Origin of the sequence: Euryhalocaulis caribicus, from assembly GCF_000412185.1 — a bacterium.
Lineage (GTDB): Bacteria > Pseudomonadota > Alphaproteobacteria > Caulobacterales > Maricaulaceae > Euryhalocaulis > Euryhalocaulis caribicus.
In genome coordinates, this window is record NZ_ASJA01000011.1 from 26,230 (window position 1) to 38,017 (window position 11,788).

Genomic DNA, 11,788 nt, shown 5'->3' on the forward strand with positions numbered 1-11,788 from the left:
AAGAAAGGGCGGAGCGCGTTTTGCGGCTCCGCCCTGTGTCAGGGGTCGGGAAGGGAAAGCGGGCTATTGCACCCGTTCGACGGTATAGCCCTCGGCCTGCAGCAGCGCCGGGACGCCGCCCTCGCCCACCAGGTGGCCGGCGCCGACCGTGACAAGGGCGTCTTCATCGCCCTCCATCAGCGCCTTGATGTCTTCCACCCAGGCCGCGTTGCGGCGCACGATCAGGGCTTCATAGATGGCCGGGTCGACGTCTTTCATCGAATCCACCATCAGCGTGTCCAGCGCCTCGGCGTCGCCGTTTTCCCAGGCCGCGACCATGCGGTCGAACAGGTCGGGATCGTCGCGCAGCTGCTCAAGCGTGGCCTGAAGGGCGCCCGCCTGTACTTCGTCGCTCCCGCCGGACAGGATCATGATCTGCTCCTCCGGGGTCTCCAGGAAACGCTCGCGCGCGTCCGGCGTCTCGGCGATCAGCTTCATCTCCACGCCCGATTGCGGATTGTAGCCGGCCTTCTGGATGGCCATGACGCCCAGCGTCAGATTGGCCAGCCAGGGCTTCATCGGCTGCATCTGCGCGGCGGTGAGGCCGACGCTGGGGGCGATCTCCTCCAGAAGGGCGGCCTGCTCATCGGTCAGATAGCCGTTCAGGGTCTCGCCTTCGCCGTTCAGGCCGCGCTGTTGCACCAGCGCCTGGATTTCCGCCTGCGCTTCGGCGTCCAGCGGCACTTCGTAATAGAACAGATCGGCCTCGCTCAGCGCCGTCTCCAGAATATCGGTCCGCCAGACCGAATCCTCGTTCAGAAGATGCACCGACCCGAACAGCCAGATTTCGCTGTCTGCGTCGCTGGCTTTCCAGATGGCGGGTTCGGCATGCGCCGCGCCGCCCATGATGATTGTCGCGGCCGCGCCGATCGCGCCCAAAACTGCCTTACGCATAAAATTTACTCCCATGCTCGATATCGAGCGCTTGATCCCACTGACATTATGTTATACATATACAACATAACGATGCAAGTGCCATTTTATTTGTCACGCATAGATGGCGATTTTGAGGAGCGAAACCAATGACATCCACCGGCCTCTGGCTCGCGCGGCTATTCCCCTTATTCGGGATCGCGTTTCATATCTTCGGCGCGTTCACCGCTTTCTATGCGGAGGACCGGACGGCGGGCATGCTGATCATCGCCGGATCCTGGGCGTTCCTGATCGCTTACGGCCTGATCTTCCATTTCCGTGGCGACTTCATCCAGCGCGCCCTGAATATGGGCGTCAAATCGCGCTGCGGCGACGAGTTTCAGCGCGACAAGGCGCGCCTGGCCTATACGGCGGGCTATATCGTGGTGCTGTTCGCGTGCAGCGCTGTGGTCGGCATGAACTGGGACGTCTTCCTGTTTGAAGAGACGACAGACCCGGTGGAGATCGCCCAGGCCGGCTACGCCATGTTCCTGCAATTTCTGAGCGCGCTCTATATCGGCGCCTTCCTGCCGACCCTGTTCCTGGGCGTCACGATGAAACCGCTGGAGCGCGACATGGGCGAGGCGGCCGCCGGCGCGGGGCGGCAGGGATGAGCGCCACCTATAACCGCATCTCCATGATGCGCGCCGAACGCGGCCTGTCCCGCAAGGAACTGGCCGACGCGGTGGGGGTGAACTTCCAGACCATCGGCTATCTGGAGCGGGGCGATTACAACCCCTCGCTGGAGCTGGCGCTGAAGCTGGCCGAGTTTTTCGAACTGCCGGTGGAGGCGCTGTTCTCCCTGCGCCCGTTCAAACCGCTATCGGAAATGTACAGGCAGCAGGGCGGCGGCTGAGGTCAGGCGGATTTCTCCGCAATGATATAGACGTGCGGGTCGCCCGGCTCCCAGACCGCGCCGTCGGCTTTCGCAAAAAGGCCGGTGACCGTGAGGCCGGCCTGGGCCAGCAGGCCGGCGATTTCGCGGATCGTATGGATGTATTGCACGCCGTCGCGGGTCTCGGCCGTTTCGCCGTCGCTGGCTTCGAACCGGGTCAGAACCGCGCCTTCGACCGGGTCGAAACGGTGCGCGATGCGCAGGCGCACGCCGCCTGCGGTATAATCGCCCTCCGCCTCGAAATGCGGCCAGAAGCATTCCGCCGCCGCGGCGGTGTTCAGGCACAGCCGGCCTCCCGGCGTCAGGGCGCGCCCGATGGCGATGAGCATTCGCGCGGTGTCCTCGGGCGGCATATAGGGAAAGGAATTGCCCAGCATGAAGGCGCCGTCGAACGCGGCGGCGGGCAGGTCCGGATCGGCCAGAGACTGTTTCAGCCAGGTCAGGTCCGCGCCTTCAGGGGCGGCCGCGCGCGCCCTGCCAAGGAAATTATCGGAAATGTCCAGCCCGGTCGCCGCGCATCCCCGCGCCGCCAGCGCCAGACACATCCGTCCGGCGCCGCAGCCAAGGTCCAGCACCCGCGCGCGCGGTGCCAGCCGGAGCTGTTTCATCAGGAATTCGGCCTCGGCGTCGGTCTGCTCCTCCGGCACCGCGCCCATCCAGAAGGCGTTCATCAGGCCGTCGAAGAAGGTCTCGTGCCAGTTCGCGGGAACCGGCCCCTCCGGGGGTTCAAGTCTGGCGGTCATCCAAATCGGTCCCTGCTGGCGCCCGTCAGGCGCAAAGCGGCATTGCGGCGAGCGGCGGAGCCGACTAGGTTCCGCGACGCTTCATTAGGCGCCTATAGCTCAGCTGGATAGAGCGCTGCCCTCCGAAGCCGGTTGTCAAGGGCTTGGGTAACTTATAGGAGGCAAAAAGAGTCCGTAGAAACAAGGCGTTGCGAGGCCCTCGTTCTGATCTCTAAACTCGCGAAAATCTCACGTAAGCACTGCGTAAGCAGTTGCGACACGGTAAGCACCCATAGCTCAGCTGGATAGAGCGCTACCCTCCGAAGGTAGAGGTCTCAGGTTCGAATCCTGATGGGTGCGCCATTTTCATATAAAAATCAATTTCTTAAGAGCTTCCCCGAGGTGAGATGCGTGCTTTGTACAAATGCCGATGGCTGAGGAGATGGGCGGGTTCCGGCAAATGTTCACACGGCGGGATTTTTGCTCCGTACGCGGCGACAAAAAGGCAAAACGTCTCTCGCTTAGCTTTCTTAGGAATCCGATCCACCTATCAATTGCCAAGATAATATAGATCAAAGCTATAGTTTGAAATAGCCCCCGCCCCATCGCTCCCGCCGATCAGCGCTCCTACTCTCGCGTCAATCTCGACGCAGAAAGGAGAGCGCCATGATCCTCATCACCGGTGCGACCGGTACCAATGGTAGCCTCATCGCGGAGCGTTTTGCCGCCGCTGGCATACCCGCCCGCCATATGGTTCGGGACAGCGACGGCGTCGCCCTCCCGACCTATCCGGGTTCGGAACTCGTCGAAGCCGACTTCGACGATCCCGCTAGTCTGGCCGGAGCGCTAAAGGGCGTCACGGCCGCATTCTTGGTGACCCCGTCCTCCGCCGAGGCGGAGGCGCGGCAGCAGCGGTTCGTGGACGCTGCGGAAAAAGCCGGCCTGCCGCATCTGGTCAAGCTGTCGCAATTCGCCGCGGACGAGGGCTCGCCGGTCCGGTTCCTGCGCTATCACGCGGCGGTCGAGGCGCGCATCCGGGAGCGGTTGCCTTCCTGGACGTTGCTACGGCCCAATCTCTACATGCAAGGGCTGCTGGGTTTCGCGGGCATGATCGCCGAGGGAACGCTTCCGGGCGCCGCCGGGTCCGCCCGCGTCAGTCTGATCGACGTGCGCGACATCGCCGATGTCGCCGTCGCCGCGCTGACCGAGCCGGCGAAACATCATGGACAGACCTACACGTTGACCGGTCCCGCGGCCCCGACGCATGACGAGATCGCCTCGGAGTTGTCCCGCGTGGTCGGAACCCAGGTCAAATATACCGACATGCCGCCAGAGGCACTGGCGGAGGCCGCAAAGGCCATGGGGATGGACCTCTGGCAGGCCGACGGGCTGGCCGAGGACTATGCGCACTATGTTCGGGGCGAGGCGGCGGAGGTGACCGGCACGGTCGCGGCGGTGACCGGACATGCCGCCCGGGATCTGCGCGCCTTCCTGACTGACCATGGCGGGGCGTTCCGCCATGCGGCCTGAGCCGTCATTCGGCGAGGTCGACGGCGAATTCGCGGATGCGCTCGGCGACGTGCATGACCGCCGGATCGGCCTCGGCCCGGGTGGCCCAGGCGAGATGGAGGGGGAAGCCCTCGACCGCGATCGGTGGTGGAAGATAGACGAGGTCCGCCTCCTCGAACATGCATCTTCGCGGCAACATCGCGATCAGATCGGTGGACGCCAGGATCTGCGGCACCATCAGGAAGCTCGGTACGGTCATGCCCACCCGGCGCGTCCGGCCGAGCAGCGCCAGCTTGTCGTCGAGGGGGCTGCGCCGCGCGCCGGTGGCAGACACCAGAATATGCGGATGTGCCAGCCAGCGGTCGAGGTCGAAGCCGTCGGCCGCCGGGTGATCGCGCCGCATGACCACCGAATAGGTCTCGGTGAACAGCTCCACCCGGCGGAACCCATGCCCGGCCTGCGGCAGAACCGTGATCGCCAGGTCCGCACGGTCGCGGGCCAGCGCATCGACCACGTCCTCGCTTTCGAGCCAGGTCATCAGGCAGAGGTCGATCCCCGGAGCGGTGTCCCGCAGGCGGTTCCAGATCAGAGTCAGAAGCATGAGGGCGGGAACATCGCTGGAAACGAGGCGGACGGTCCTCTTGCTGTCCCGCGCCTGGGGCGGCGTGTCCTCGATCAGACCCTTGAATTCGTGCAGCAACCGCCGGATCGGCGCCTGCAGGGCCAAACCGCGCGCCGTGGGCGTCATGCCCCGGCCGGCGCGGACGAGGAGCTGGTCGCCAAAGAGCACCCGGCACCGTTCGAGCGCCGCCGAAGCCGATGGCTGGCTGATGCCCAGCCGTTCGGCGGCGGTGACGACCTTTCGTTCTTCCAGAAGCCGGTCGAGCACCACCAGCAGGTTTAGGTCGACGTCGCGCAGATCGGTCACCGGTTTCTTCCCATCTTTCACCGCCCTTCGGGCACACCATCAAGGAGAACATCATGAATCCTATTCTTATGACAATTGCCCGCCGGGCGCTTCCATCCGCCCTGCTGGTCTCGGTCCTGACCGGGCCAATGGCCGTCATGGCTCAGGAGACGGGACCGACCATCTATCATTCGGTCCGCATGGACCTGCGCGACGACGCCGACCCGGAGGCGGTTCAGGCCGTGCTCGACCTGATGGTCGAACTCGGGGAAGGGCTGGACGTCGTCCAGAGCTTCGTTGTCGGCCCCGACTTGTCCGAGGACTACGACATCGGCGCCACCTATGTGCTTGTCGGCTACGAGGCCTTTCGAACCTATATGTACGACCCCCTGCATCTCCAGATCGACCGGAACGGCCTGCCGTTGGTTCAGAACATGGTGTCCTTCGACATCACCGATGCCGAGGACAAGCAGGAAGCGCAGGCCGCCATCGCCCGAATTCACGCCGACCGGATCGAAGACGTTCCGGGGCTGAAGGAGCTTCTGGAGGAAATGGAAAGCTACGGCGGCCCCGGGACCGAGTGACTTAAAAATCGGGGCCGGGCATGTCCGCTCGGGAGATGTCCGGCCCTTGAAACCTGAGCACGAAGGCGCCGAATAGGTCCGGCGTCTTCGTTCCTTTCGACGCGTCCCGACGTGCCGGCCTTCATCTATTCAGCGCCGGATAGTCGGTGTAGCCGTCCGGCCCGCGGCCGTAGAAAGTGGCCGGATCGGGCTTGTTGAGTTCGGCGTCCTGCTTGAGCCGTCCGACGAGGTCCGGATTGGCGAGAAAGGGCACACCATAAGCGACCGCGTCGGCATGACCGGCCTCGATCGTCCGCATGCCTTTCGCCTTGTCGAAGCCGGTGTTGACGATGAAGGGCACCGTCGTCATCGGACGGAAGGTCTCGGCGACGTTTTCGATGGCGACGCCCTTTTCCAGGTCCTTCGCATTCGGCTCCAGCATCGTCAGGCAGCCGACCTGCCGCTTGTCGAGTTCGCGCACCACATGGCCGAAAGTGGTGAGCGGATCGCTGTCGCCCATGCCGTAGAGCGAGATCGAGGGCCCGAGCCGCACGCCGACCCGCTCCATCGACCAGGCCGCCGCCATCGCGTCGACGGTCTCCAGGATCAGCCGCGCGCGGTTCTCGACCGAACCGCCCCAGTCATCTGTGCGCTTGTTGGTGATGTCCTGCAGGAACTGGTCGTGCAGATAACCATTGGCCGCGTGGAGCTCGACTCCGTCGAACCCGGCCTCGCGGGCATTGCGGGTCCCTTGCGCAAAGTCCGCGATGATCGGCGGGATCTCGTCGGCGGCAAGTTCGCGCGGGACCGGGAAATCGACCTCGCGGTCGGGAAACTTGAACTTGCCTTCGGCCGGCAGCGGCGACGGCGCAACGGGCAATTCGCCGCCCCGCATGTCGGGATGCGAGACCCGGCCGGCATGCCAGAGCTGGCAGTAGATCCGTCCGTCGGCGGCATGGACGGCGTCGGTCACGCCGCGCCAGCCGGCGATATGCGCATCGGTCCAGATTTCGGGCCCGCCGACAACGCCGCGCCCCTGCCGGGAAACGGCCGTGCATTCGGTGACGATCAGGCCGGCATCGGCGCGCTGCGCGTAATAGTCGGCCATGAGCTGGTTCGACGTGCCGTCCAACTCCGCCCGGGTACGCGTCATCGCGGACATCCAGATGCGGTTGGGAAGTTGCAGACCATGCAGGTCCATCGGTGTGAAAAGATCGGTCATATCGGAGTCTCCTGTCAGTCCATGTGAAGGCCGCCATCGACCACCAGCGTCTGGCCGGTGACGAAGTCGGCGTCGGGGGAGGCGAAGAAGAAGGTGGCGCCGACGAGATCCTCGGCTTTCTCTTCGCGCTTGATGGCGCGTCTTTCGATCTGCGCCTCCTGGATTTCCCTAGGCAGCGCCTTCGCGGCGGCCGGCGTTATGGTGACGCCCGGCGCGATCAGATTGACGGTGATGCCCTCGCCGCCGAATTCGCGCGCGAGGCTGCGGGTCAGGCCGATGAGACCGGCCTTGGCAGAGACATAATGGGTCTGGCCGGGAACACCTTCGTTGACCGAGGCCGAGCCGATGGTGACGATCCGGCCCCAGCCGCGCCCGGTCATCAGCGGCAGCACGGCGCGGCACATCAGGGCGGTTCCGGTGAGGTTGATGTCGACGATTTTGCGCCAGTCCTCGACGCTCATCTCGAGAAAGCCTTGGACCGGGAAGAAGCCGGCAGCATTGACGAGTACGTCGACGCGCCCGGTGGTCTCACGCGCAAGATCGGCCACCGTGTCGCAGTCCTCCGCCTTGGCTATGTCGGCCGGCTTCACGAAAAGCCGGTCGCTCGCCATCTCGGCGGACAGCCTGTCCAGCGCATCGGCGCTCGTGTCGGTCGCGACTACGGTATCGTCATTGTCGAGGAAGCGGCGGACAAAGGGATATCCCATCCCTCCGGCGGCGCCGGTGATCACGATTGTTCGTTCGGTTCTCATAGGCTTCTCTCCTCTTCTGGTGCAACAATGGAACAATAAAGTTGCGCCGCTCCGAACGCCGGCGACGAGGGGTGATTCCACCACATCGTTACTGGGGTTGCGTTGTTCTGCTGAAAAGGTAATGTCCAAGCGACCAAACGGAACCATGCACGAAACAGAAACTGTGTTCCCTCAGCGGAACAATGAGCGATGATCGACCTCAATGACCTGCGCATCTTCGAGCGGGTTGCTGCGCTCGGCGGATTCTCGCGCGCGGCGGAAGCCTTGGGCATGCCGAAATCCAGCGCCAGCCGTGCGGTGGCCCGGCTCGAGGAAGCGCTCGGCGTTCGGCTGTTTCAACGGACGACACGCCAGATCAGTCTGACCTCGGCCGGAGACATCCTGTTCGAGCGCAGCCGGACAATGCTCGCGGGGCTGGAGGACGCGCTCGCACTGACCGCCGATCTGGCGGAAGCACCCCGCGGCGCGCTGGCGATCAGCGCAGGTATCGGCTTCGGCATAAACGTTCTCGCAGATCAGCTTCCCGGATTCCTGACGCGCTATCCCGACGTCCGGGTGTCCATCGACCTGACCAGCCGCAACGCCGAACTCGTCTCCGAGCGAATCGATGTTGCGATCCGCATCGGCGCGCTGTCGGATTCCAGCATGGTCGCGACACGGCTGGGCACGCTGCCACAATATCTCTGCGCGGCGCCTGCCTATATCGACGGGCATGGGCGCCCGAACGCACCAAATGATCTCGCCGAGCACCAGGCCATCGTCATGCCGGGTCCCGGCGGCCGCCCACGGCCGTGGCAACTCACGCGCGACGGCAGAACGGAGAAGTTGGAACCGGACGCGCTTGTCGTCGTCAACGATGCTCTGACGATCTCAAAGCTCGTACTCGGAGGCGCGGGTATCGGGGCGCTCTCGGCCTATCTCTGCGGCGAAGCGATTTTGAGCGGATATCTGGAACGCCTCCTGCCCGATTGGTCCTTGCCGCCATTGCCGGTGAGCCTGCTCTTCCCTAGCGGGCGGGAAGTGTCCCCGTCTGTCCGCGCGTTCGTCGACTACATGCGCGAGGCCAACAGGAGCGGTGCAGCATGGCTGGAGGATCCCCTGAACGGACGGTGAATCCGAAGCGAAAAAGAACCCTTGGTGCAACTTCGGCAGTGGCCTGGAGCATTTCAACAGGATTTGAGGATGTTCCGACTGAGGATCGATTGCTCAATGTCGAGCGCTCACGCAGCCCTATGGAAGCTCCCTTGATCGGCAGCAGCGATCGCATTTCGCAGTTGGCACACGTCGAAAGCCATCGCTGTGACGGGGTAAGGCATTTCGATTTCAACCTGCGTCAAATCCGGCAGCGTTGAAGTAGTTCCAGCACTCTGCTGGGTCGTAGAGATCGCAGATCGCTCCGATAGCCTCGAAGACCTCTGTAAAGGTCCTGGCTCCGATCCGTCGAACGTGTGCTTTTAGCTTTGAGAATGTCTGTTCGATGGGGTTCATCGTGGCCCTTGGGATCGACCGGGGCAAGAACCTGAACAGCATTGTCGGCCTGGATGCGGAGGGACAGGTCACCCTGCGCCGGCGCGTCAGACGGGCGTCCCTGGTTGACCTTGCGGACACGCTGGCGCCCTGTACGGTCGCGATGGAAGCGTGCTGCGGGTCGCACCATACCGGTCGTCTCTTCGCCGCGAAGGGGCACACGGTTCGGCTGATGTCGCCGGGATATGTCAGGCCCTATGTCCGGGCCCAGAAGAACGACACCACGATGCCGAGGGGATTGCGGAAGGAGCAACACGGCCGACCATGCGGTTCGTCGAGTTGAAGAGCCAGGACCGGCTCGATTTTCAGTCGCTGCACCGCGTCCGCTCGCGACTCGTCGCAGCCCGCAAGGCACTCTTGAACCAATTGCGGGCGATCCTGCTCGAACGGGACTACACGATGAATCACATCTGACCCTTCAAGGGAATCCCCCGCGATTCAGTTTCAGATCGAAATGCTTTGGTGGACGCAATCGGCTGTCCGCCAGCTTCGATCGGAGGATTGGGCGATCTCCTGGCGCAATGTGTCAATTCTGGCAGCGGTCCACTGCCGAGCGTCATCCCCGAAAATGAGTCGCGCTGGCGCCTCGTCCTGCGCGGCAAGCGCTACGATCCGCTCGGCGAGCATCTTCGGGTCGCCCGGCTGTTGGCCGTTGGCCTCCTCGACGAACGCGCGGTACTGCGCGATCGCCTCCGCCAGCGCCCGAACAGGATCTCTCCGGCTGAGGTCAGGCTGATCTGGCGTGTCGTTCTCTGAAACAGACGGACACCGAGCGCTTCCTCGAGACGGGCGACCGCACGGCTGGCGCTGGACTTCGGCATGCCCAGGGCTTCCGCCGCCCGCGAGAACCCGCCGAGCGCAGCAACCCGCTCGAAGACGCGCAGATCATTGAGGTGATCATCGCCCATTATCCCATTTTTGGAACGCAGTTTCCGTCCCGCGTATGGTTCCGTTTGGTCGCCTGAACGTTACCTTTCCAGCAATGCAAAGTAAACAAGCAACGATGTAGTGGAATCATCTCTCGTCGTCAAACACGCCGCGAGGTAGCTTAATTGTTCCACAAGTGCACAAGACAAGGAGACAAGCCGATAAGATCCGAACGAACCGTCGTGATCACCGGCGCCGCTGGAGGGGTGAGATATCCCTTTGTCCGCCGATCCTCGACAACCGCATCTGCTCCCGGCTGGCCAGCTTTCCGCCTCGCTTGGGGATGCAGAATGGCTCGATGAGTCGGGTGTCAGTGCTGCTGAGGCTGCGCAACTCGTCGGACATGCTGGACGAGTTTCCAAACCTTACCGCCTACATTGCCCGCGGTAAAGCGCGACCGACCTACAAGCGGGGCTTCGCAGCACAACTGGCAGTTTTCGGCAACGGGGTCAGCGGCTCTTCATCGTCCCGGCTCTCGATCTCGTCGTCGTCATCACGGCTGGCCGTTACAACCAGTCCGAGGAAAGCAAGTTGCCGGGCCAAGTTTTGAACGACTACATCTTGGACGCGCTGGAAAGGTGATCGGGACGGAGTGACGCAATCGGATTTCGTCAGCCCGTTAAAGTATCGCAATGGCAATGAACGACTTTCCCACACCGATCAGGGATTTGCTCCCCTCTTTGCCCGATCAGTGCAAGCACATTTCGGTGCAGGATCTCCGTGTCTTCCTTGCCGTGTCCCAGGCGGGTGGTATTCGCAAGGCGAGCTACGGGCTCGGCATTGGTCAGTCGGCCGTCACCCGAAGAATTCAGAGATTGGAAGACGGACTTGGCGTATCGCTTTTCGAGCGCAGTCAAGCCGGGGTGCGGCTTACCGGTGCCGGCTGGGATTTCAGCGAGCGGGCGCGAGCTCTAGTCAACGATCTGCGGATAGCGATTTGCTCCGCACGCGTTGCCGGCGAAGGACGCAACGGGCACCTTCGCCTCGGCGTACTAGCGTCCTTGTCGCAAGGGCCAATGCGTGAATTGGTTACAAGTTTCGTTGGTCGCTATCCGCAAATTGAGTTGACCTTCTCCAGGGCGGACCGGGGCGAGTTAATGACGCAACTTAACCATCGAACGCTCGACCTGGTCTTTGCGTCAGGCACACCAAATTTGGCTGACGGCGATTCCATGCTGTTCACTGAGGAACCGGTCTTCCTGGCGGTGGCGAAATTTCACACGTTGGCTAAGAAGGCCAGTCTCCAATGGAGCGACCTGTTCGACGCGAATTTCGTGGTCAGCATTGACGAACCGGGACCTGAAGTATCCGACCACATTCTCAGACGTGTCAGTGATCTTGGACGTCAGGCGCGCATTCAACACCATGGCTTGGATCGCGAAGGGATAATGAGTCTTGTAGGCCTCGGGTTCGGCGTAAGTCCGATGTGCGAGCATTGGTGCGGGGTAAATTATCCGGACGTCACATTCGTGCCCATGAAGGTCGAAGGCGAGTGGGAATGCCTGCCATTTAGCCTGAGATGGCGTGGTGACAACGACAACCCGGCGCTCAGGCGGTTTCTGAGCCTGGCGCGCGAGATCGCGAAGGTTGGCGCAAGGTCTTCCGGGCCCTCGTGAACGCACGATCCGTCGCCATGAAGCGCTGCAGCATGGGTGCGATCAGTTTCGCCGGTTCGGGCGCTGCTCGTCCCGTCTCACGCGCGATCACGGCGGCGTAGTCGAGCAGATCACGATGCACGTCCGGCGGGAGTTCCACACTCAGCTTGACGGGTTTGTCATCTGGAACGGATGAGAGCTTCAGCTTTGCGGTCATG

Annotated in this window: 13 protein-coding genes, 1 tRNA gene and 2 pseudogenes; 9 read left to right on the forward strand and 7 right to left on the reverse strand. The window is 63.0% G+C overall.

The annotated features are described in order from the left end of the window. Positions 1 to 63: 63 nt before the first annotated feature. Positions 64 to 933 carry a TraB/GumN family protein gene (locus tag L338_RS10010; protein WP_161624623.1) on the reverse strand — a complete coding sequence of 290 codons (870 nt, stop codon included), beginning with the start codon at positions 931 to 933 and terminating at the stop codon, positions 64 to 66. 128 nt (positions 934 to 1,061) lie between these two features. On the opposite strand from L338_RS10010, the gene L338_RS10015 reads away from it, so the two are divergent. Together L338_RS10015 and L338_RS10020 are read left to right on the forward strand one after the other, a co-directional pair. Beyond that, positions 1,062 to 1,565: a hypothetical protein gene (locus L338_RS10015; protein ID WP_022698245.1), complete on the forward strand. Its 504-nt coding sequence runs from the start codon at positions 1,062 to 1,064 to the stop codon at positions 1,563 to 1,565. Next, on the forward strand, positions 1,562 to 1,807 hold the full coding sequence (locus L338_RS10020) for a helix-turn-helix transcriptional regulator (protein WP_022698246.1): 246 nt from the start codon (positions 1,562 to 1,564) through the stop codon (positions 1,805 to 1,807). The genes L338_RS10015 and L338_RS10020 overlap by 4 nt, the downstream gene beginning before the upstream one ends. A gap of 2 nt (positions 1,808 to 1,809) precedes the next feature. Here L338_RS10020 and L338_RS10025 read toward each other — a convergent pair whose 3' ends face one another. Then, positions 1,810 to 2,589 carry a class I SAM-dependent methyltransferase gene (locus tag L338_RS10025; RefSeq protein WP_022698247.1) on the reverse strand — a complete coding sequence of 260 codons (780 nt, stop codon included), beginning with the start codon at positions 2,587 to 2,589 and terminating at the stop codon, positions 1,810 to 1,812. A 265-nt stretch (positions 2,590 to 2,854) separates the two neighbouring features. Between L338_RS10025 and L338_RS10030 the strand changes: the two genes are divergently transcribed. Beyond that, positions 2,855 to 2,931, forward strand: a tRNA-Arg gene (locus L338_RS10030). A 303-nt stretch (positions 2,932 to 3,234) separates the two neighbouring features. Next, positions 3,235 to 4,098, forward strand: a complete 864-nt coding sequence (locus tag L338_RS10035) for an SDR family oxidoreductase (RefSeq protein ID WP_022698248.1) — start codon at positions 3,235 to 3,237, stop codon at positions 4,096 to 4,098. 4 nt (positions 4,099 to 4,102) lie between these two features. Here L338_RS10035 and L338_RS10040 read toward each other — a convergent pair whose 3' ends face one another. Next, positions 4,103 to 5,005 (reverse strand): LysR family transcriptional regulator, encoded by a 903-nt coding sequence (locus tag L338_RS10040; protein WP_033311081.1) that lies wholly within the window; start codon positions 5,003 to 5,005, stop codon positions 4,103 to 4,105. A 53-nt stretch (positions 5,006 to 5,058) separates the two neighbouring features. On the opposite strand from L338_RS10040, the gene L338_RS10045 reads away from it, so the two are divergent. Further along, positions 5,059 to 5,568 carry a Dabb family protein gene (locus L338_RS10045; RefSeq protein WP_081639578.1) on the forward strand — a complete coding sequence of 170 codons (510 nt, stop codon included), beginning with the start codon at positions 5,059 to 5,061 and terminating at the stop codon, positions 5,566 to 5,568. A 121-nt stretch (positions 5,569 to 5,689) separates the two neighbouring features. Here the strand turns inward: L338_RS10045 and L338_RS10050 are convergent, their stop codons facing one another. Beyond that, the gene (locus L338_RS10050) at positions 5,690 to 6,769 is read right to left on the reverse strand and encodes an alkene reductase (protein ID WP_022698251.1); all 1,080 of its coding nucleotides are present in this window, start codon (positions 6,767 to 6,769) and stop codon (positions 5,690 to 5,692) included. Between the two features lie 14 nt (positions 6,770 to 6,783). Further along, complete coding sequence (locus tag L338_RS10055) at positions 6,784 to 7,521, reverse strand: SDR family NAD(P)-dependent oxidoreductase (RefSeq protein ID WP_022698252.1); 738 nt, start codon at positions 7,519 to 7,521, stop codon at positions 6,784 to 6,786. 189 nt (positions 7,522 to 7,710) lie between these two features. Between L338_RS10055 and L338_RS10060 the strand changes: the two genes are divergently transcribed. The 3 genes and pseudogenes from L338_RS10060 (at position 7,711) to L338_RS17970 (ending at position 9,804) form a co-directional block, all read left to right on the forward strand. Next, the gene (locus L338_RS10060; protein WP_022698253.1) at positions 7,711 to 8,634 is read left to right on the forward strand and encodes a LysR family transcriptional regulator; all 924 of its coding nucleotides are present in this window, start codon (positions 7,711 to 7,713) and stop codon (positions 8,632 to 8,634) included. A gap of 364 nt (positions 8,635 to 8,998) precedes the next feature. After that, positions 8,999 to 9,438, forward strand: a pseudogene (locus L338_RS10065) (IS110 family transposase); the annotation flags it as partial. Between the two features lie 111 nt (positions 9,439 to 9,549). After that, a complete protein-coding gene (locus tag L338_RS17970; protein ID WP_241762259.1) occupies positions 9,550 to 9,804 on the forward strand; it encodes a hypothetical protein in 255 nt (84 codons plus the stop codon). A 17-nt stretch (positions 9,805 to 9,821) separates the two neighbouring features. Here L338_RS17970 and L338_RS18235 read toward each other — a convergent pair. Then, positions 9,822 to 9,956, reverse strand: a pseudogene (locus L338_RS18235) (helix-turn-helix domain-containing protein); the annotation flags it as partial. A gap of 651 nt (positions 9,957 to 10,607) precedes the next feature. On the opposite strand from L338_RS18235, the gene L338_RS10075 reads away from it, so the two are divergent. Beyond that, positions 10,608 to 11,591 (forward strand): LysR family transcriptional regulator, encoded by a 984-nt coding sequence (locus L338_RS10075; RefSeq protein ID WP_022698256.1) that lies wholly within the window; start codon positions 10,608 to 10,610, stop codon positions 11,589 to 11,591. Here L338_RS10075 and L338_RS17080 read toward each other — a convergent pair. Continuing rightward, positions 11,524 to 11,787, reverse strand: coding sequence for a DUF2274 domain-containing protein (locus L338_RS17080; RefSeq protein ID WP_081639581.1), 264 nt, complete (start codon positions 11,785 to 11,787; stop codon positions 11,524 to 11,526). The genes L338_RS10075 and L338_RS17080 overlap by 68 nt on opposite strands. Position 11,788: the final 1 nt, after the last annotated feature.